The sequence below is a fragment of the Bacteroides faecium genome, assembly GCF_012113595.1.
Taxonomy (GTDB): Bacteria; Bacteroidota; Bacteroidia; order Bacteroidales; family Bacteroidaceae; genus Bacteroides; species Bacteroides faecium.
Genome location: NZ_CP050831.1, coordinates 1,500,136 through 1,522,756 on the forward strand (window position 1 = coordinate 1,500,136; position 22,621 = coordinate 1,522,756).

Sequence of the window (22,621 nt, forward strand, 5' to 3'; positions counted from 1 at the left end):
CGTTATAAGTTAATGTTGACGCCGAATGAGAACACGCGGGCGATGCTTGCATAATTATTGACTATCCCGTTGAAAGTCTGTACAGGGTTCAACCCCTTGCGCTTGCTGAACAGGGCAGGGTTCTCTACGGCGGCATGTACGCGTATCGTGCCGAGTGCCACTCGCTTGCTCCATGCGGCAGGCAGGCGATAGGAGAGAGTGATGTTCTTTATGCTCAGGTAATCGCCGCTTACGATATAGCGTGTGGATGCTTTCGGATTGCTATATCCGTTGACGGTGGCATCCAGGTTCACTTGGGGAATGCCCGAAGGGTCGATTCTGTTCGGAGACGTCTCGGTCATACCTTCGGGAATACCGTTCCACGCCTTCTGTAAGTCAGTGCTTAGTGCATGTACGCCTACGGATGTCAATGTCTGGTAGGGCAGGTCGAGTACTTTGGAACCACAACTGAAAATCATCAGGGCGGACAATGTAAGGTCTTTCCAACGCAGGGACGTATTGAGCGAACCGCTTATCTTGGGCAGCGAACTGCCCGACCAGCCTTTGCGTGCGTACCTGGGATCACCAGTGTAGTATTGCCCGTTGATGTCTACCCAGCCGCTTGTGGGGATGGGATTCTTTCCCGTTATGTTTTCTTCTCCGTTGACAGGCGTTTTCCCGTCTTCTCCGGCAATGTAGTAAGTCTCGAAATCGGGAAGGTAAAGACTGCGTCCCGTCATTTGGTCCACACCGGCATATTGGTACAGCCAGAACTCATAGATGCTGTGCCCTTCTTTGATTTTCTGATAGTCTCCGTTTACGATGCCTGCTTCGCGGTCTTTGTCCGGCAGCCTTCCGATTTTATTCTTTACTTTAGAGAGGTTCAGTCCGACATTCCATTCCCATTCCCGGTTGCGGATGATGTCTCCGTCGATACAGAACTCCCAGCCTCGGTTGGAGACATCTCCGATATTTCTCCAGACAGTCGATAACCCCGTCGTTGAGTCCGTGGCTCCGGCAGATAGCGGTTGGATAAACTTGAACAGCAGGTCGTCCGAACGCTTGTCATAGTATTCGAAACTAAGATTGACACGATTGAATAAACGGGCTTCCAAGCCAATGTTGAGCGAAGAGTTCGTTTCCCATTTCAATGCGGGGTTCTCGTTCTGAACTTTATAATAAGCAGCTTCTCCGCCATTGACAGCCGGGCCATAAAGGGACATCCATTGATACAACCCGTTGCTGCTTCCGAAGTTATCGTTCCCCACTTGTCCGTAAGAAAGCCTTACCTTAAGCCTGTCCAGCCATACTGTCTCTTTCAGAAACGCTTCACTGGAAAGCATCCATCCTATGCCTGCGCTCCAGAAATTACCCCAACGATGGTCTGCGTGGAAAATCGAAGAACCGTCACGCCGGAAAGAAACTTCGGCGAAATACGTGTCGTTATAGTCATAGCGGGCTCGTGTGAAATAGCCTTCCGTGCGGTATGTATCCGTATATCCTTCATTATAGGTCGTTGTGGTGAAGTTCGATAACTCGTCCACACCGGGAAAATTCTCGTTCTTCTTATGGGTTTCGTCGAAATTGAGCTTATAATCGTAATTCTCATGTCCCACCATCCATTCTACAAAGTGCTTTCCGAACGAACGTTTCCATGTCAACATCTCTTGCAGGGTATATTCTTTGTATTTCTGACCGATTTTGCTGATGAAGCCCGTGCCTTTATAAGAGCCAATCTCGGCATTACCATACTCTCTGTCTTCTGTATTGCGCAGGCTGATATTGCCTTTCAGTGAGAACGTGAAATCACGCAGAAAAGAGACATCTGCATAAACATTGCCTTGCAATGTGTTGGCTGTATTCCAAAGCTTGTTTTTCTCGCTTTCCCATAACAGGTGGTGGCCGTTGCTGGAAACGTCCGCTTCCGAACGGCTTGTTGAACCGTCATCGTATTGTTTCCCGCCTTCTGCATCCAGGATATAGTCTCCTTTGGCATGGAGCAATGAGCCGCTTGCAAATACGTCCTCTGTGTAGTGAAGATGCACTGGGTAGATAGGAGCCATTCTTCGTGCAAAGTAGAAAGCGTTCGTCAGATAAGTGGCTTGCGTGCTTCCGGCAGCGCCTGTATCCCAGTTGGTCTTCTGATGCGTTCCTGCAAGTGACAGGCCGGTTTTGAGCCACGGGCGCGGAGTAAAGTCTGCACTCAGCAGTCCGCTGAGGCGGTTGAAGTCACTCTTTCTGGTATATCCGTCTTCATCGAGATACCCCAATGAGAAACGTACCCGGTTCTTTTCATTGCCGGATTCTCCGCTTAGGTTGTATTCCTGTCGGTGTCCGTTGCGCGTGTAGGGGCTGTACCAGTCCAAATCATCCTTATAGCCGTCCAATATCTGTGCGTCGGAAACCAAGTGCCCGCTTGCGTCGAAAAGCGCATTGTCGGCTTTATTGTAGACATTGATTCCTATTCTGTTGATAAGCCCGTTGCTGGCAGCCGTCGTCGCTTCTTCCGGTGTGCTGCCGTTGCTGATAAGCTGATTGCGGTATCCCTGCCACATGGCTTCCATAAACTGATTCGTGTTCATCCGCTTGTAATCTCCTTGTCCGCGTGCGCTGAAACCGTGGCGGATATCCAACTGGAGCGATACTCCCTGTTTCTTTGCCTTTTTGGTAGTGATTAAAACCACTCCGTTTGAAGCGCGGCTACCATACAGTGCGCACGAGGCAGCATCTTTCAAGATGCTCACGCTCTCTATATCCGCCGGATTAAGGTCGGTCATCCAGCCCGTATAAGGCATGCCGTCCACAACAAAAAGCGGCTTATTGCTCCCGTTCACCGAACTGTATCCCCGTATCCTCACTTCCGCTTCCATACCCGGCTGACCGATTCCGTCAATAACCTGTACGCCCGGCACTAATCCGTTCAATACCGAAGTCACCGAGCTGACAGGGCGCATCTCGATTTGCCTGCTGTCCACTACGGACACCGCTCCCGTGATTGATTTTCTCTGTGCCGTGCCATAAGCAACCTGTACCACTACTTCATCAAGCTCGTGCATATTCTGTCGTAGCCTGATTTCCATCATTCTGTGGCGGACAGGCACTTCGGTGGTCTGATAGCCTATATAAGAAACGACTAAAATTTGTTGTTCGGAGAGAGTCTGGTGGAAAGTGAATCTTCCATTCAAATCGGATATGCAACCTTGTTGAGTACCCTTTACGATGATGGAAGCGCCGACTAGCGGCTCACCGCTTTCCTCATCTACAACGATTCCGGTCGTGTTTTTTATTTGGGCATTGGCTGGGATGATACATAGAAATAAACAGATGCATACCACACCTGTTTTTTTAAGTATATCAAGAGATATCCTCTTATAAATCGCCATAAGTTGCATATATTGTTGTTCTTGTTGCTTATACTTGCTTATTAAAGCCTTTGCAAAACTAATATATAATAATTAGTGTTATAATCTGTCGCACCCCATTTATGGAATTTTAACTGTATAGGCGCTTAATAGTTAGGCGACTAATGGATCGATTCCGTTTCGCTTCTTTCATTATTTATGGCTTTACCTCTCAATATCTAAAAAAAATCTAATCTCCTCGTGCTTTTCCTAGTATTAGGTAAAAATCTTCTTCCAATCGTATTATAGTTCGTTAAAAAAGTGTACATTGCAACAATTCTGGACATTTTTGGTGGATAATTGGAACAAAATTGCAAGGTAAACCCGTTTTCTTTTGCTATTTTTGCATCGTGTACGTAAACGACGTGCACGTAGAAAGTGAACTTATTCAATAACTATAAATAAATAAGGTATGAAAACGAACTATGAAATTCGCTATGCTGCGCATCCTGAGGATTCAAAAAGTTATGATACAACGAGAATCCGCAGAGATTTCTTAATCGAAAAGATATTTGTCCCCAATGAAGTGAATATGGTATATTCCATGTACGACCGTATGGTAGTGGGTGGAGCTCTTCCGGTAGGCGAAGTGCTGACGCTCGAGGCGATTGACCCGCTGAAAGCTCCTTTCTTCCTGACCCGCCGCGAGATGGGTATTTACAATGTGGGCGGCCCCGGTATCGTAAAGGCAGGCGACGCTGAATTTGAACTTGATTATAAGGAAGCCCTTTACCTGGGCTCGGGCGACCGTGAGGTGACTTTCGAAAGCAAAGATGCTGCGCATCCCGCCAAATTCTACTTCAACTCACTGACTGCACACCGCAACTATCCCGACCGTAAGGTGACGAAAGCCGACGCAGTAGTGGCCGAAATGGGCTCTTTGGAAGGTTCCAACCATCGTAATATCAATAAGATGCTGGTAAATCAGGTATTGCCTACCTGCCAACTCCAGATGGGTATGACGGAACTGGCTCCGGGAAGTGTATGGAACACGATGCCGGCTCACGTACACAGCCGTCGTATGGAAGCTTATTTCTACTTCGAAATCCCCGAAGACCACGCCATCTGCCATTTCATGGGCGAAGTAGGCGAAACGCGTCACGTATGGATGAAGGGCGACCAGGCGGTTCTTTCGCCCGAATGGTCTATCCACTCGGCTGCCGCTACGCACAACTACACCTTTATCTGGGGTATGGGCGGTGAGAACCTCGACTACGGCGACCAGGACTTCTCATTAATAACAGATTTGAAATAACAACTACAATAGTTTTCCTAATTTAATAACAAAAAAAATTATGAATCAGTATTTGAATTTTTCTTTGAAAGGTAAAGTAGCTCTCGTTACAGGTGCTTCTTATGGTATCGGTTTTGCTATCGCTTCTGCTTTTGCAGAACAAGGCGCTACTGTTTGTTTTAACGACATCAATCAGGAGTTGGTAGACAAAGGTATGGCTGCTTATGCGGAAAAGGGTATCAAGGCTCACGGTTACGTATGTGACGTAACAGACGAACCGGCTGTACAGGCTATGGTTGCTACTATCGCTAAAGAAGTAGGTACAATTGATATTCTTGTAAATAACGCAGGTATCATCCGTCGTGTTCCTATGCACGAAATGGAAGCTGCTGATTTCCGTCGTGTAATCGACATCGACTTGAACGCTCCGTTTATCGTTGCTAAGGCTGTTCTTCCCGCTATGATGGAAAAACGTGCCGGTAAAATCATCAACATCTGCTCTATGATGTCTGAGCTGGGTCGTGAAACTGTATCTGCTTACGCTGCCGCTAAGGGTGGTCTGAAGATGCTGACTCGTAACATCTGCTCTGAATATGGTGAATACAACATCCAATGTAATGGTATCGGCCCGGGTTATATCGCTACTCCGCAGACTGCTCCTCTTCGTGAGCCGCAAGCAGACGGAAGCCGTCACCCGTTCGATTCATTCATCTGCGCCAAGACTCCGGCCGGTCGTTGGTTGGATCCTGAAGAACTGACAGGTCCTGCTGTATTCCTTGCTTCTGAAGCGTCTAATGCAGTTAACGGTCACGTTCTTTATGTAGACGGTGGTATCCTTGCTTATATCGGAAAACAACCGAAATAATACAAGATAGAAAGTTAATCCGTAAGGTGATAGAATGGCAAAGAGCATCCTCTTTTCATCTGTCACCTTATTTTTTATTTAATAAGAATCAATCATGAAAAAGATATTTTTTCTGCTTGCTGTTGCTTTGATGGCTTTTGCTTCCTGTGCCGACAGCAAACAGGCAATGACGGTCACTGTGACTAATCCCCTGGCTTTGGAACGCACAGGAGAGATGGTTGAAGTGCCGATGAGCGATGTAGTCGCAAAACTGCAACTGGCAGACACAGCACAAATTATAGTACTTGACGCTGATGGTCAACAAGTGCCTTATCAGGTGACATATGACGAAAAAGTTATTTTTCCGGCTACGGTAAAGGCGAATGGTACAGCTACTTACACTATTCAGCCGGGCACTCCGGAACCTTTCAATGTAATTGCCTGTGGTAAATATTATCCCGAACGTCTGGACGACGTTGCCTGGGAGAACGACCTCGTAGGCTTCCGTGCTTATGGCCCTGCCTTGCAGGCTAGAAACGAACGTGGCTTTGGCTACGATATCTTCACGAAGTATAATACTACCGAGCCTGTCCTAGAAAGTATGTACGCTGAAGAACTGAATAAGGAGAAACGTGCCAAGATAGCCGAACTGAAAAAGACAGACCCGAAAGCGGCTGCCGAATTGGGACGTGCCATCTCTTACCATATTGACCATGGTTACGGAATGGACTGCTACGCCGTAGGTCCTACATTGGGCGGCGGTACGGCTGCTTTGATGGCAGGGGATACGATTATCTATCCTTACTGCTATCGCACTCAGGAAATCCTTGATAACGGCCCGTTACGCTTTACTGTAAAGCTGGAATTCAATCCGCTGGTAGTTCGTGGTGACTCTAACGTAGTGGAAACTCGTGTCATCTCTCTGGATGCAGGCTCATACCTCAACAAGGCGGTTATTTCATATACCAATCTGAAAGAAGCAATGCCTGTGGTTACAGGGCTTGTTCTGCGTGAACCGGACGGTGCAGTTGTAGCTGATGCTGCAAACGGATACATCACTTATGTTGATCCAACGACCGACCGGAAAGGTGGAAACGGCAAGATATTTGTCGGCGCTGCATTCCCCGCGCAAGTAAAAGATGCTAAAACTGTTCTTTTCTCAGAAACGGAGAAGAAAGAACGTGGTGGAGCCGATGGTCATGTACTGGCTGTCAGTGAATATGAACCGGGTTCTGAATATACTTATTACTGGGGCTCTGCCTGGGACAAAGCTGCCATCAAGACGGCTGATGTATGGAATAAATATATGGCTGAGTATGCTCAAAAATTACGTGCTCCGCTTTCGGTAGCATATTAGTATCTAGCTTAAGGGCTGGAAATAGATAAAAAGTGGGGATTCCTGTAATTATATGGGAGTTCCCATTTTCTTTTAGTAGAAATAATCTATCGTATAGTTTCTAATCTGAAGCGAAGGATTTAGTAATATATTTGTTGTGCGGGCGTATTGGGGGATGATTAAGTTCTAGCAGAACTTGGTACATTGCTGATTGTGAACTTTCCGTCTACATTGGTGGTAGTTCCAATAGCTGTGCCTTTCACTAGTATGGATGCCCCTACAACAGGCTGGTTGTCTTCTTCCGAAATGACAACCCCTGTGATTGTTTTAGGTGCTTGGGCAATCGCCAGACCGACTCCTGCCAATAAGCAGGCCAATAACAACACAAATTTTCTTTTCATACGCTCACTAGATATTTGGTTAATATAATAGTTGTTTATTTGCTTGTATGCTTTTTGCAAAAATAAGCACATTTTATTAAAAACAAAGCAAAATAATAAAAAAAATATCAACTGGCTTGCAAGTTAATTTATAAGCCAGTTGTTTGGTTCTTTGAACACATTTCCCTAAATATAGGAATAGGCAGTTAAGCCCAAAAGGATTTAGAATGATAGCAAAAATGGAATATAACTATCATTATGTGGTGTAAATGCAATTCTGGATAACATATAATATCGCTATAAACATCCGATATAGAGAAGAGTAGGATAGGACGAGACTGACAAATATAAAGAGCACTGAAGAATCTGCATTGTTTTTTCATACATTAAACAGATTATTTTTGTTTTATTGATATAATAACCGGCATTTAATATGAATCATGCATTTTTCTATCTTTAATTCCTTGTGTTTTTACTCTACATCCTGCACCTTATGCCGGAATATTTGCAAACAGAAGAGGGGTAAATATCATTTTGACAGTTTGCCATCCTAGTGGATTTATTGACAATTATTCCCGAATCTGTAAAATAAATATTCTTTAATATTAAGTTCTGCTAGAACTTTGAAAATCAGTTACATTGGGATGAAAGCGCAAGAAGTCTCCATTAAACCGGGAACGATGAAAATCGTTATGCAGCCGGATGCCGAAGTGCTGGACGAAGTCGTGGTTACAGGTATGACAAAAGTAGACAAGCGTCTTTTTACTGGTGCGGCCGACCGTTTGACAGCGGCAAGTGTAAAACTGGATGGTCTGCCTGATATTAGTCGTGGATTGGAAGGTCGGTCTGCCGGCGTATCTGTTCAAAACGTATCCGGTACCTTTGGTACAGCTCCTAAAATCAGGGTTCGTGGTGCCACGTCAATTTACGGTAACTCCAAACCATTGTGGGTAGTAGATGGTGTTATTATGGACGATGTCGTAGAAGTCAGTGCCGATCAATTATCTTCGGGAGATGCAGTTACTTTGATTAGTTCGGCTATTGCGGGACTTAATGCAGATGACATTGAGAGTTTCCAGATATTGAAAGACGGTTCGGCAACTTCTATTTACGGAGCGCGTGCAATGTCAGGCGTGATTGTTGTTACCACTAAGCAGGGTAAGGCAGGTACGAGCAGATTGAGTTATACGGGTGAGTTTACTATGCGCATGAAGCCGTCTTACCGTAATTTTAACCTGATGAATTCTCAGGACCAAATGGGGATTTATAAAGAAATGCGTGATAAGGGTGATTTGAACTTTGCCAGTGTGTATCGTGCTTCCAATAGTGGTGTGTATGGTAAAATGTATCAGTTGAATAACTGGTATGACAAAACCAACGGAATGTATGGCCTTGCTCAAACTCCCGAAGCACAGAATGCTTATCTGCGCGAAGCAGAATATAGAAATACGGATTGGTTCGATTTGCTTTTCAGTAATGCCATTATGATGAATCACTCCGTCAGTTATGCTACCGGTACGGAGAAATCCACTTCTTATGTCTCAGTGAGTGCCATGGTCGATCCCGGCTGGATGTTGCAAAATAAGGTGCAACGATACACGGCTAATCTGAATAATAGTTATAAGATAGTCAAAGACTTGTCGCTCAACGTGATTGCCAATGCTTCTTATCGTCAGCAGAAAGCTCCGGGAACATTGGGACAGAGTTCCGATGCGGCTTCCGGCACAGTAAGCCGTGGATTTGATATCAATCCTTATAGTTACGCTCTGAACACTTCCAGAACCCTTGACCCGGATCAGTATTATATGCGCAACTATTCTGATTTTAATATTTTCAACGAACTGAATGCCAACAATATCTCTTTGGACGTGATTGATTTGAAGTTTCAGGCAGAATTGAAGTGGAAACTTTTCCGGAAACTGGAATTGAGCGCTTTAGGGGCCTTGAAGTATTCCGCCACATCACAAGAACACAAAATACGCGAAAACTCAAATCAGGCATTAGCATACCGGGCTATGGGAGATGGCACGATTATTAATCGTAACTCATGGTTGTATAAGGATCCGGATGATCCTTATGCGCTTCCGGTATCTATTTTGCCTAAAGGAGGTTTCTATAATACAGCGCAATATAAGATGCTGAGCTATGACTTCCGTGCTGCTGCTTCATATAATGATGTGTTTAATGATACGCATATTGTCAATGTTTATGCAGGTATGGAATCGAATGCTCAGAATCGTACGGCAAATAGCTTTGACGGCTGGGGTATGCAGTATGAAAACGGTGAAATTCCTTTCTTTGACTACCTTGCTTTCAAGAAATTGCGCGAAGGTAATACAAACTATTATGACCTTACTAATACCAAAAAACGTAACGTAGCTTTCTTCGGAACTGCCACTTATTCGTATAAGGGACGGTATATCATTACAGGCACAGGCCGCTATGAAGGCTCCAACCGTTTGGGCAAATCCCGTTCTGCCCGTTGGTTGCCTACCTGGAATATTGCTGGTGCATGGAATATGCATGAAGAGGAATTTTTCAAGAAACTAGAACCGGCCTTATCTCATTTTACGTTGAAAGCATCGTATAGTCTGACGGCTGACGTAGGTCCGAGCAATGTGTCAAACTCCAAGATTATTATTAATAGCTACACCCCTTGGCGTCCGTCGGCAGGTGTTTCAGAGTCGGGATTGAAGATTGTAGATCCTGAGAACAGTGACCTGACTTATGAAAAGAAGCATGAATTGAATATCGGTTTGGATATGGGATTTCTTGATAACCGCATCAATTTTGAAGCTGCATGGTACAAACGTGACAATTATGATTTGATTGGCGCTATCACAACCCAGGGCGTCGGCGGTTCGGTAGAACGTATGGCAAACGTGGCTTCTATGAAGTCTCGTGGTTTTGAATTTACTCTCTCTACCCGCAACATCGAAAGCCGTAACTTCCAATGGTCTACCGATTTCATATTCGGATACAATAAGACAGAAGTAACCGATTTCAAGTCACGTTCGCGTGTATTCGACTTGATCTCCGGTGTAGGTTTTGCCCGTGAAGGCTATCCGGTGCGTGGTTTGTTCTCTATTCCGTTCGAAGGATTGGATTCAGACGGCTTTCCGATATTCAGTTTTAATGGTCAAACTGTTACAAAAGCAAACTATGGCAGTCTGAACCTGCAACAATCGACAGATGTGGATTTCCTTAAATATGAAGGTCCTACCGACCCGACTATAACGGGAAGTATTGGTAATATCTTCACCTATAAAAATTTCCGCTTAAATGTATTTGTCACTTATTCCGGTGGTAACAAGGTTCGTCTGGACCCGATGTTCCGTTCCTCGTATAGTGACTTGGATGCCACTCCAAAAGATTTCAAGAACCGTTGGGTATTGCCGGGTGACGAAAATGTGACGGACATCCCCGTAATGACCAGCTCTTTTGAACGCAAACAGTATGCGAATCTGAGTATTGCCTACAACTCGTATAATTATTCTACTGCACGCATTGCCAGTGGTGCTTTCGTCCGCTTGAAAGAGGTCTCGCTTTCCTATGATTTTCCGAAAGAATGGCTGAAGTCTACCCCTATCAGTAGTGTCGGATTGAAGATACAGGGTACGAACCTTGCCCTGCTTTATGCAGATTCGAAATTGAATGGGCAAGACCCCGAATTCTTCCGTTCCGGCGGCGTGTCGGCCCCTGTGCCCAAGCAGTTTACTTTGACATTGAAAGTTGGATTTTAAATAGTTGAAAGCATATGAAAACAAGAAATAAAATAATACTATTACTGGCACTCGCGTTGACGTGCATGATTACTTCATGTGAAAGTTATCTGGATACCATGCCCGACCAGCGTACGGAATTGAACTCTGTGAGAAAAGTGAAAGATTTGCTGATGTCTGCCTATTCTACAGCTTCATCCATACAAATGGAGGAATTTATGTCGGACAACCGTATGGATAATGGAGAAAAATATGGTTTTCCCTCTAATATACTGATGCAAGGTTACTATTGGGAAGAAATGACTGACATTAATCAAGATACACCAAGATATCTGTGGAATGGATGTTATAGTGCGATTGCTGCTGCTAACCAGGCATTGCAGGCGATTGAAGAACTGGGAGATCCGGAGGATGCGCAGCCTTATAAGGGGGAAGCCCTGATGTGCCGTGCCTATGCCCATTTTGTTTTAGCCAAAATATTCTGTTTGGCTTATGGAGATGATGCAGATACCAATTTGGGGGTACCTTATATCACTGCTCCCGAAACAAACGTAGGTGTGCAATATAAGCGCGGTACGTTGGCGGAGACGTATGTTATGATTGATAAAGATATTGAAGAAGGATTGCCATTGATTAATTCTGAGGCTTATGATATTCCTTTATATCATTTCAATCATAATGCAGCTTACGCTTTTGCCGCACAGTTTAATTTGTTCTATAACAAATTTGACAAGGTGATTCGTTATGCTACGGAGGCTATTGGAGAAGACCCGTCATCTGTGTTGAGAAATATGGGAGGATATGCTCAATTTCCTAGTTCTATGGAATATACGCTGGCATACATTAGCAGTGACGAACCTGCCAATCTGATGTTGCAACAAACGATGTCATGGTGGGGAAGCAATTATAAATCAGCGTATCGCTACGGGCATAGCCGTGAGATTTGTGAGAAACAGACTATCTGGTCAAAAGGTCCTTATGGAAGTTTGGAAGTATATAAAACAGTTTTAGGATATGGTGACCAGTCTATCTTTGTTCCCAAAATGGATCAGTTTCAGGAGATTGCCAATGCCATTACAGGTAGTTATTATGGACGTCAGGTCGCTTTTGCCTTTACTACAGACAAGACATTGCTGAATCGTGCCGAAGCTTATGTACTTTCTGGTCAATATGATAAGGCAGTGACCGATTTACAGTATTGGTATCGTATCAAGGCGGCTACCAAAGTACCCGATAAAGATGAACTGAATCTTTTCTATGAGACAGCGGATCCCACAACTAATGGTAAACCGCTCGATCCCAAGTTTGCTTTGGAGACAGGTCTGCAGACAAATCTGCTGAAGGCAGTCATTCATGCCCGTCGTATCGAGACAGTGCACGAGGGGGAGAGATGGCAGGATATCAAGCGTTTCGGTATTGAGATTGCTCATAATATTGAGAACGAATCTCCTATTGTGCTGAAAGCCCACGACCTTCGTAAAGCTGTTCAAATTCCGGCGTCTGTTGTAGAAGCAGGTATGCAGCCTAATCCAAGATAGTTCAATGTTAGACAAAAAAGAATTGATTATGAAAAACTGGTATATATATTTATTTTGTATTCTGATAGGTAGTAGTTTCTTTGCCTGTCAGGAGGATGATTTGAAAGATCAAAGTATTTTTGATGTGTCTGAGCAAGAACGGAGTGAGTTTGACCGTTGGTTGCTTGAGAATTATATCAATCCCTATAATATTGACTTTAAATATCGGATGGATCATATTGAGTCCGATTATACCCACAATCTTGTTCCCGCGGATTTCTGGTTAAGTGTCAAGTTGGCCAAAATAGTAAAGCATTGTTGGCTTGAGGCTTATGATGAAGTAGGTGGAGTTGCCTTTACTCGTACGTGTGCTCCGAAAGTGATTCATGTCATAGGTTCTGCATCATGGGATAAAGGAACGATAACTTTGGGAACTGCTGAAGGTGGGTTGAAAGTTACTTTGTATATGGGTAATTGGCTTGACTTGACGAACATAGACCGTATGAACGAGTATTATTTTAAGGTGATGCATCATGAATTTGCCCATATTCTTCATCAGAAAAAAAATTATCCGGTAGAGTATGACAAGATTAGTGCTGGTAATTATACGCCTACGGGATGGCAGAACCGAAAACTGCCGGAAGTTGCTCCTTTGGGTTTTATCACACCTTATGCCGGTAGTAAGCCAAGTGAGGATATTGCTGAGGTGACTGCCTGTTATCTGACCTATCCGAAAGAACAATGGAACGAAGTCATGGATTTGGCTGGCGAAAAAGGAAGGGGAATTATAGAGCAGAAACTAGCTTCGGTAAAGAAATATATGATAGATGCCTGGCAAGTGGATATTGATCAACTCCGCAAAGTGATTGCTCGGCGTACTAATGAGATAAGCGAACTTGATTTAGACCATATTTACTAAAAACAGATGTTGAAATATGAAAAAACTAATTTATACTTTACTGGTGTTCACTGTAGTCTGTTCTTCATGTGTACAAGATGTGGATGATGTATATGATACGCCTGTAGCCCAACGCGTGGAACAAGCTGTTCAAGAGTATCAGGCTTTGTTACAGAGTGCTGAATATGGATGGTTGATGGAGTATTATCCTTCTCCCAGTCGGAGTTATGGTGGATATTTATATGTGATGAAATTTGAAGGAGGAGATAAAGTTATTGTTTCGACGGATGCTTTTGGAAAACCTCAGGAGACTGCAGAGAGTCTTTATTCTATTAAGAAAGACATGGGACCTACACTGAATTTTGATTCTTACAATGCTTTGTTTAGCTATTTCTCCGATCCTGATATTACGGACGAAGCAGGTGGTTCAGGTAAGGGTTATGAAGGTGATTATGAGTTCTTGCTCCGTTCGCATACGGAGAATGAAATAATCCTTCGGGGTAAGAAAACAAAAAATATGGTTAGAATGACCCGTTTGACTAGTCCTGGGGTAGATGTTTTAACCAAGTCGGTCAGTATTTCGCAAAAGATGTTTGCCGTTTATTATACTGTTGAAATTGCAGGAGAATCGCAAACTGCTTTTATGCAGGAACGTAATTTTACTGTAATGTTACCTGCTGCTGAAGAAACGGCTGTTGAGCAGAAGTGGCCATATCTCATTACTGATACGGGGCTTAAGCTATATGAGCCGGTAGAAGTGTTAGGCAAGAAAGTTCAGAATTTTGTTTATGATGCAGCTACCCAATCATATAATTGTGTCGATGAGGGAATGGAGAGTCTGAAAATAAAACCTGCTGCGTTGCCCGAAGGATATATGCATTTCAATGATTTTATCGGTTCTTGGAAAATGACAGATTATGATAATAATACATACAATATTCAAATCTCGAAGAAGTTTAAGGATGATTCTTTCTATATGAAAGGCTTGAACGCAAATTTCACTGTGATGCTGTATTATAATTATAGGTTGGGAAGAATAGAATGGCCTTCACAATTATTGCAAACGATGGGTGACGGGACTCGGATTTGGCTTTGTGCATGGGATGCTTTTGACAGTACCAGTCTTTCTGGTAATACGTCTTACAGGTTGATTGGAGAACCAAAAGCGGATGCTGGGAAAACAACTATTGAATGGATAAAGAATAATGGTACGTGGAGTGGTAAGACTGAGTGGAATTCATTTATACTATGGAAATATCCTACAGAAGGTTCAAGTTCTGAATATAAGGATTGGGGACAATCACGATATAGGGGTGGTTTTACAATGATAAAGGATTAATAATAAGAGTTGAATTATGAATAAGATTTTAAACATATTGGTAGCTGTAGTATTACTTGTCCTATATGCAGGATGTAGTGATAGTGATGATACCTCATCAGTTAGTGCCTTAAAGGTAGTCAAATCTGATGTTGAATACTCTTCCGAAGGCGGAAGTGGAACCATTATATTGGAAACGACACAGGTTTTTGAAGCAGTGTCCAATGTCTCGTGGTGTACAATATCTGTTTCAGGAACGACTCTGAATCTGACAGTTTCACCTAATTTGAATGTTGGGGCACGGAATGGGCTAATTGTAATTAGTACAGGTAATGAAAAATGCCAAGTAAATATTACTCAAATGGGTGATATGGCAGATTGTAATATAGAAGGGGAGCATAGATTTTCTTTGTTAGGAGGAACTGTTGATTTTGAGGTGAATACACATCGGAATTATACTGTTTCTTCTGGGGGCGGAGATGGTTGGCTAACTTTTACGGATGATAGTAATGGCAAAATTCGAGTGAAGGTTGCTTCGGGACCTTATAATTTGGCAGAGCCAAGAACTGCTACAGTCACTGTAGCTATCGGTAATGTAAAATGGACAGGTGTTTTTCAGCAATTACCTCTGGCTGGTGAATATGTCATCCGATATATTCGGGATAATGGAACTCAGGAGGGAGTGTGTAGGCTTGATATAACAAATACGCCTGATACATATGATGTACGCTACCTGTCGGGAGTCCCTATTACAAATGCTAATGGTTTACCTGGAAAGGCTCTTTATACGGATGGAAAGCTAGCTTTTCCAATGGGAAGCCAGTTCTTGGGATATATGACTGTTACGGATTACGGTCAAGTTCCACTGTACATGTATGCATATTGTAAAAAGGGAAATATAGCTCTTAGTGATGATTTGCAATATATCGCTCCATTAGCTCTCAATGCTGAAAATCAGTTGGAACTGACATTTGGTGATAATGGTATATGGTCGAATGATGGTAGTCTCACCGTAGATGGATTTTATTATGCCTGTGTTAAGGACGGTAAAATAGTGAAGAATTGGGGTGCTATGACAGATATAGTATTAATTCATAAATAATTCATAAAAGAAGAATGTGTAGTAAGTGGTTGTTTGGCAGCTACTCTCTATTAGTCTTGATAAAACAGTTTTGATATTAAACCTAAAATTAATTATTATGATTATGAAACAGATTTTGTTTTTTTCTCATCAGCATTTAATCATAAGGTAGAATTAGAGTACGAGGATCAAAATTATAGTTATGGGTATGTAAATACTGCTTCAGGTCATTCTTGCTTTGCTTATAAAGTAAAATATAAGATATCTATAACTTTTATCTAATATTGGACTATTTGTTGAATATTTCTAAGAGATACTCTCTTTTGAACTGTATGGCTTAGTTTAACTTTTGTGAGAAGGTACATTTGAATGAAAATGTGCCTTCTTTTTTGGTGTTCGGAAAAATAGGATAGGTTTTCGTATATTATTCTCGAAATACTTTCGAAGTTCATAATCTAATAACTCATATGTTTTCTCGACTTAAAAAGATTACTAAACGTTATTTTAAGTTCCGGTTTTAAAGAATTAGAAAACTTTCTTTGTAAGAAAGAAACTTTTTTCTAATTTTGTCTTTCTGGGAAAGAAAGAATTTATGATTATTGTCTTTATGGGAAAGAAAGAATTACTAAAACAACTAATTGCGGGATTTCAGGCATCATTGCCGGTAGAGGTTTGTCCTCGTGAATTCTCTATACCTGTCGATAGCGGGAAGATTATAACAGTGCCCGGTGTGAGAAGATGTGGTAAGTCTTCTCTTTTCCTGTTAGCTATAAACCAACTTATTCGTGAACAGATTGTAACGAAAGAGCAAATATTATTCCTGAATTTCGATGATGAGCGCTTGAAAATGAATGCCGATAATTTGGATGAGATTCTTCAGGCTTATCGGGAGCTTTATCCTGCAATTTCGTTGAAAGATGTATATATGTTCTTTGATGAGGTACAAATGGCAGATGATTGGCAACCCTTTGTACGGCGGGTTTATGAACAGGAATGCAGGCATATTTTTCTTACAGGAAGTAATTCACGGATGCTTTCTTCTGAGTTGGCAACCTCTTTGCGTGGGCGGACATTGCAATATGAAGAATTTCCGTTGTCATTCAATGAGTTCTGCGACTTTACCGGAATTGATACAAATCGTTATGTACCCGAGAGTCGCGCCAAACTTGTTAACGCATTTAAAGTGTATTTACACGGTGGTGGTTTCCCGGAAGTTGTACTGGCGGCTCCTTTATATAAAGATCGAATTTTGCAAGAGTATTTCTTTGTGATGCTTTACAAAGATCTTGTGGAGAGATATGAGATAAAGAATCCGGAACCGATACGCTATTTCATTAAGAGAGTGATGAGTAACCTGACTAAACCTACTTCCATCAACCGTATTTATAATGAATTGAAGTCGCAGGGAGTCAGTATCGGTAAGAACACGTTGTATGATGTAATTGTGCAGACAGAGTCTATTTATCTTTTCTTTTCCCTGACGAAATATGAACCGTCACTTGTGAAGGAGAATACGGGGGATAAAAAATATTATTGTATTGATAACGGCTTGCGTTCCGTGCTTCTAAACCCGCAGAGTGAAGATAACGGAAAACTCTTGGAAAATGCTGTTTTTCTTCATTTAAGAAGGAGTTTGAGGATTCAGGAAGAACTGCATTATTATAAGGGAAAGAAAGAATGTGATTTTGTAGTTACTGAATTTGATAAAGTGACGCGATTAATTCAAGTAAGCTATCAGATGAGTGATGAAGAGACTCGCAAGCGAGAAATAGATGGTTTGCTGGAAGCAGCCAAGGTAACAGGCTGTCGGGAACTTACTATTATTACGATGGAAACAGAAGCAGAATGGAACGAGCAAGATATGCTGATTCGTGTACTTCCTGCTTGGAAATGGATGTTGGAATGAAGATACCCCTTGTTTCTTTTCGTCAATGAAATTACTTCGGTAGAATATCAGTATTGAGATATAGAGGGTATAAAGTCTTTGTCGCATTGATATTTAGAAGCAGAGAGATGGATTATATCTGTGTTAACCTATGGTGGGATATATTCTTATTTGATGCGGATATGAGCAAAACTGCGTAGTTCTGAATCATTCGATAGCGGAATACTGCGTAACTGACCTCTTTCTTAATCAATAAAGTATCATAAATGTCACTATAAGATCATTGCTGTTCATCGGTTTCACCTGATTGTCGAAATGCCGATAAATAAGGAGATAGCGGGTGAAAGCAAGTGGCAAATTCAGGTAAAACAGAACATTATCGGTTTCAACTTGTCTTTTCAAAATATCCCTTGAGCTTAAACCAATATCATTATAGCTAATCCGGATATCATTATAGCTAATGAAAATATGCTTATAGCAAATCCACTGTCAGGTATTAATAGATAATCCATTAGGTGTTAATAGCTTGGATGTCAGGTGTTAATACCTTGACTTTCATCTATTAACACTTGAGTTGGTAGATCTATATATTCACCACATTGTATCTATATACTCACCGCATTGAATCTATATATTCAGTACGGTGGCTCTATATGTTCAGCAATCGGTATAAATAATTTGAAAGGTGAAAGCGATAACGGGTGATTTTACCTTGATTTTTTCTACGCTTTCACCCGCTATCTCCTTATTCATCGATGTTTCAGAGATAAGGTGAAACAGGTGAAATTTATGGTTCAAAAGTTCATGTTCTACTTATACGAATCAGTAATTGAAAACAAATTTTCATTCATTTCAGTACGGATTTGAATGAAACCTGCACAATTTAGAGTTAATAATCATACTGGAATGATGTTTTTCAACCTCTTCTGGAACTAGTACTATTGGTTATGGCTTTTTGGGTAGAAAAATAACTATTTATAATAGAAAAACAAGAGACAAGTTATTGATGCGTCGAATATTTATTATTTCCAATCCAGTATCATAGGCTTCGTGTATAGTAGCACGGTGGTTAATTATAATAAAGAAATAATCTTTTTCCCTTGTATTAAGTATATAAAAGTGGGATTATTGCTTGTCTTAGTGTTTCTTTATATGTGCTTATTAGTCAATATATATGAAAATATATGTGCTGTGAATGTAGTAATAAATTACAATTAGATATTAAGTTCGTACAGAACTTGGTACATTGCTGATTGTGAACTTTCCATTGATGTCTGTAGTTGTACCAACAGTTGTACCTTTAATTAATATAGATGCTCCTACAACAGGCTGATTATCCTCTTCTGAGATAACAATACCTGTTATATTTTTAGGTGTCTGAGCAATCACCAAGCCAATTCCACATAGTAGGCAGGCTAATAACAGCGTTAGTTTTTTTTTCATAAATACTTTCTCATTCTAATTTAGGAAATTGGAGAATAGTTGTTTTTTTTCTCTAACATTTTGCAAAAATAAACATTTAATCGCAAAATCAAAATAAAAGTACTAGAAAAATGAAAAAAATATTTGTATAAACAATATGATTTATTTTGATTTTCTATTCTGGCATATTGATATTAAAAGGCTTGATATATATGTTTATATGTTTTGCTTATATCCGTTTATTTAATAATAATGTTATCCAAATATGGCTGTTTTAAATAAATGTATATTAAGTGGAATTTCTCATTAACTAATCAGTCTATTAACTATTATTAGCAAAAATGCCTAATGCTTATACGTGTAATTTATATGTACATAAATATTTCTTGTTTATGAACATTCTCCTTTTCTGCCAGGTTACCCTACTCCTACTGTTTCTGCTTTAAAAAAATAATAGTGAATATAAGTTCTGTACGAACTTTGAAAATCTCCTTTATAGGGATGAAAACCCAGGAGGTACCTATCAAAAGCGGCATAATAAAAGTCGTCATGCAGCCGGATTCCGAAGTGTTGGATGAAGTTGTGGTGACTGGTATGCAGAAAATGGACAAACGGCTATTTACGGGAGCAACTACGAAAATATCCGCAGAGAACGCGAAGATAGACGGTCTTGCTGATGTCAGTCGTGCTCTTGAAGGAAGGGCAGCGGGTGTATCGGTACAAAATGTCTCCGGGACATTCGGCACGGCTCCGAAGATACGTGTACGTGGCGCTACTTCCATTTATGGCAGCTCTAAGCCTTTATGGGTAGTAGATGGGGTTATCATGGAAGATGTGACGGAAGTTGGGGCCGACGATCTTTCTTCCGGTAATGCGGAGACACTGATCAGTTCGGCTATTGCCGGTTTGAATGCGGATGATATTGAAAGTTTCCAAATCTTGAAGGACGGTTCGGCTACTTCCATCTATGGGGCTCGTGCTATGGCAGGTGTCATTGTTGTCACTACCAAGAAGGGAAAGGCGGGAACTAATAAAATCAGTTATACCGGAGAGTTTACGATGCGTATGAAACCTAAATACAGGAACTTCAATATCATGAATTCTCAAGAACAAATGAGTGTGTACAGAGATATGGAGGCGGCCGGTTATTTGAATTTTTCCGACTCTTATCGTGCTGCCAATAGTGGCATTTACGGGAAAATGTATCATCTTGTCAATCAATATGATGCGACTAACGGCACTTATGGTCTGGCGAACACTCCGGAAGCGCGTGCGGCTTACCTTGCACAGGCGGAGTATAACAATACCGACTGGTTCGATTTGTTATTCAGCAACAGTGTATCACAGAATCATGCAGTCAGCATGTCTACCGGAACGGAGAAGGCTTCCTATTATACTTCCCTTAGTGTCATGAGTGATCCGGGGTGGGCGAAACGGAACAAAGTATCCCGATATACAGCGAATATCAATGCGCTTTATAATATTTCACGGCATGTTTCTTTGAATCTGTTGGGAAACGCGTCATATCGTAAACAGGAAGCGCCGGGAACACTGGGTTCACAGTCTGATCCGGTAAGCGGGGAAGTGAAGCGTGACTTTGATATTAATCCTTATTCTTATGCGTTGAACACTTCGCGTACGCTGGATCCCAATGAATATTATGTGCGCAATTATGCCCCCTTCAATATCTTTAATGAATTGGAGAATAATTATATGGATCTCCATGTGGTTGACATGAAGTTTCAGGCGGAACTGAAATGGAAACCTGCCCGGAAGGTGGAACTGTCTGCTTTGGGAGCTTATAAATATTCAACCACTACGCAGGATCATTACGTGAAGGATAATTCGAATCAGGCATGGGCATTCCGGGCAATGGATGATGCGACGATGCAAAAAGCGAACCCCTGGCTGTACACTGATCCGGGCAAGGTAAACACACTGCCGGAGACGGTATTGCCTGTCGGTGGTTTTTACCGCGAGACAAAATATGCCATGAACAGCTTCGACTTCCGCGGAACGGTAAGCTATAATGATGTCTTCAACGAAGACCATATCCTGAACGTTTTCGGCGGTATGGAAGTGAACAGTACGGACAGGAACAAGACCTGGTTCAACGGAGTGGGCATGCAATATGATATGGGGATGCTCGCAGCCTACGATTACCTTTTCTTCAAGCAGGGGAATGAACAGAACACCGCCTATTATACGGTAGATGAAACTCGCTCCCGTGAGGTCGCCTTTTTTGGAACAGCCACTTACTCTTATAAGGGCAAGTACACTGTGAATGGCACTATCCGTTACGAAGGTTCGAATAAACTCGGTAAGAGCCGTTCCGCACGCTGGCTGCCTACATGGAACGTTTCCGGTGCATGGAATATGCACGAAGAGCAATGGTTTGAAAGCCTTCGTCCCACATTGTCCAACCTGACGCTGAAAGCTTCCTATTCACTGACGGCTGACAGGGGGCCTGCCAATGTCAGCAACTCTCTGGCTATTATCAATAGTTATAATATCTGGCGTCCGAGTGCGGGTGTAGGGGAATCCGGCCTGCAGATTTATGAAATACAAAACAGCGGGCTTACTTACGAAAAGAAGCACGAGATCAATATAGGCGCTGATATGGGTTTCCTGGAGAACCGTATCAATCTTGCTTTCGACTGGTACAAGCGGAATAACTATGATTTGATAGGTATTGTGAACACACCGGGAGCGGGGGGACAAATCAGTAAATATGCCAATATGGCGAGCATGAGATCACATGGCGTTGAATTTACGCTTTCGACACGTAATATTGTTACTAAAGATTTCAAGTGGAATACCGACTTCATATTTTCGAAAGCAAAGAATAAGGTAACGGATCTACAGACTAACTCTACGGTGATGGAGATGATTACCGGTGGCGGCTTTGCGTTGCAGGGCTATCCGGTGCGGAGTCTTTTCTCCATGGATTTTCAAGGGCTGAATGAGGAAGGAGTGCCTACGTTTATCAACGAGTCGGGCGAGGTCACTACGAGTGATGTTAATTTCCAGAAGCGTGACAAGAAATCCCATCTGATATACGAGGGCTCTACCGATCCCACTATTACCGGAAGTTTCGGCAACGTGTTTGCGTATAAAGGATTCAAGCTGAATGTGTTCATTACGTATTCTTTCGGTAACGTAATCCGTCTCGACCCGGCTTTTCACAATAAGTATTCCGACCTGGACGCCACTCCGAAAGAATTCAAGAACCGTTGGATGACATCGGGAAATGAACAGTACACTACCATACCTTCCATTGCCGACAGGCGTATGAATACGAAGGATAGCCAGTTGAGCCGCGCTTACAATGCCTACAATTATTCTACGGAGCGTGTGGCTAAGGGAGACTTCATCCGGATGAAAGAGATTTCACTGTCGTATGACTTCCCGAAGACGTGGATAAACCGCTTGAAACTGTCTACTGCCTCTCTGAAACTTCAGGCTACCAATCTTTTCCTGATTTATGCGGATGACAAGCTCAACGGCCAGGACCCGGAGTTTTTCAATACCGGTGGAGTAGCTGTGCCTATGGCGAAACAGTTTACATTGACTTTACGATTAGGAATTTAAAAAGAGGATAACA

General features: G+C 42.2%; 13 protein-coding genes. 10 read left to right on the forward strand and 3 right to left on the reverse strand.

The genetic code is table 11. From position 1 onward, the window contains the following. Positions 1–2: 2 nt before the first annotated feature. Positions 3–3,362, reverse strand: coding sequence for a SusC/RagA family TonB-linked outer membrane protein (locus tag BacF7301_RS05310; protein ID WP_167960896.1), 3,360 nt, complete (start codon positions 3,360–3,362; stop codon positions 3–5). Between the two features lie 430 nt (positions 3,363–3,792). Here BacF7301_RS05310 and kduI point away from each other — a divergent pair, with 430 nt between their 5' ends. The 3 genes from kduI to BacF7301_RS05325 all read left to right on the forward strand — a co-directional run bounded on the left by kduI (position 3,793) and on the right by BacF7301_RS05325 (position 6,815). Continuing rightward, a complete protein-coding gene (kduI, locus tag BacF7301_RS05315; protein ID WP_167960898.1) occupies positions 3,793–4,635 on the forward strand; it encodes a 5-dehydro-4-deoxy-D-glucuronate isomerase in 843 nt (280 codons plus the stop codon). Positions 4,636–4,675: 40 nt separating this feature from the next. Then, positions 4,676–5,479, forward strand: coding sequence for a gluconate 5-dehydrogenase (locus BacF7301_RS05320; RefSeq protein ID WP_044655860.1), 804 nt, complete (start codon positions 4,676–4,678; stop codon positions 5,477–5,479). A gap of 94 nt (positions 5,480–5,573) precedes the next feature. Beyond that, complete coding sequence (locus BacF7301_RS05325) at positions 5,574–6,815, forward strand: BT3233 family polysaccharide utilization protein (protein ID WP_167960900.1); 1,242 nt, start codon at positions 5,574–5,576, stop codon at positions 6,813–6,815. A 158-nt stretch (positions 6,816–6,973) separates the two neighbouring features. On the opposite strand, the gene BacF7301_RS05330 is transcribed toward BacF7301_RS05325, so the two are convergent. Then, on the reverse strand, positions 6,974–7,195 hold the full coding sequence (locus tag BacF7301_RS05330) for a carboxypeptidase-like regulatory domain-containing protein (RefSeq protein ID WP_167960902.1): 222 nt from the start codon (positions 7,193–7,195) through the stop codon (positions 6,974–6,976). Between the two features lie 581 nt (positions 7,196–7,776). Here BacF7301_RS05330 and BacF7301_RS05335 point away from each other — a divergent pair. From BacF7301_RS05335 to BacF7301_RS05360, 6 genes are all read left to right on the forward strand, one after another. Continuing rightward, the gene (locus tag BacF7301_RS05335; protein WP_167967112.1) at positions 7,777–10,917 is read left to right on the forward strand and encodes a SusC/RagA family TonB-linked outer membrane protein; all 3,141 of its coding nucleotides are present in this window, start codon (positions 7,777–7,779) and stop codon (positions 10,915–10,917) included. Positions 10,918–10,931: 14 nt separating this feature from the next. Continuing rightward, the gene (locus tag BacF7301_RS05340; protein ID WP_167960904.1) at positions 10,932–12,434 is read left to right on the forward strand and encodes a RagB/SusD family nutrient uptake outer membrane protein; all 1,503 of its coding nucleotides are present in this window, start codon (positions 10,932–10,934) and stop codon (positions 12,432–12,434) included. 28 nt (positions 12,435–12,462) lie between these two features. Further along, a complete protein-coding gene (locus BacF7301_RS05345) occupies positions 12,463–13,332 on the forward strand; it encodes a zinc-binding metallopeptidase (RefSeq protein ID WP_245208362.1) in 870 nt (289 codons plus the stop codon). A gap of 16 nt (positions 13,333–13,348) precedes the next feature. Further along, positions 13,349–14,650, forward strand: coding sequence for a DUF4302 domain-containing protein (locus tag BacF7301_RS05350; protein ID WP_167960908.1), 1,302 nt, complete (start codon positions 13,349–13,351; stop codon positions 14,648–14,650). A 16-nt stretch (positions 14,651–14,666) separates the two neighbouring features. Next, positions 14,667–15,731, forward strand: a complete 1,065-nt coding sequence (locus tag BacF7301_RS05355; protein WP_167960910.1) for a BACON domain-containing protein — start codon at positions 14,667–14,669, stop codon at positions 15,729–15,731. A gap of 571 nt (positions 15,732–16,302) precedes the next feature. After that, the gene (locus BacF7301_RS05360) at positions 16,303–17,616 is read left to right on the forward strand and encodes an ATP-binding protein (RefSeq protein WP_245208364.1); all 1,314 of its coding nucleotides are present in this window, start codon (positions 16,303–16,305) and stop codon (positions 17,614–17,616) included. Between the two features lie 1,200 nt (positions 17,617–18,816). On the opposite strand, the gene BacF7301_RS05365 is transcribed toward BacF7301_RS05360, so the two are convergent. Beyond that, positions 18,817–19,038 (reverse strand): carboxypeptidase-like regulatory domain-containing protein, encoded by a 222-nt coding sequence (locus BacF7301_RS05365; protein WP_167960912.1) that lies wholly within the window; start codon positions 19,036–19,038, stop codon positions 18,817–18,819. Positions 19,039–19,473: 435 nt separating this feature from the next. On the opposite strand from BacF7301_RS05365, the gene BacF7301_RS05370 reads away from it, so the two are divergent. After that, positions 19,474–22,608, forward strand: a complete 3,135-nt coding sequence (locus tag BacF7301_RS05370) for a SusC/RagA family TonB-linked outer membrane protein (RefSeq protein WP_256380257.1) — start codon at positions 19,474–19,476, stop codon at positions 22,606–22,608. Positions 22,609–22,621 lie beyond the last annotated feature (13 nt).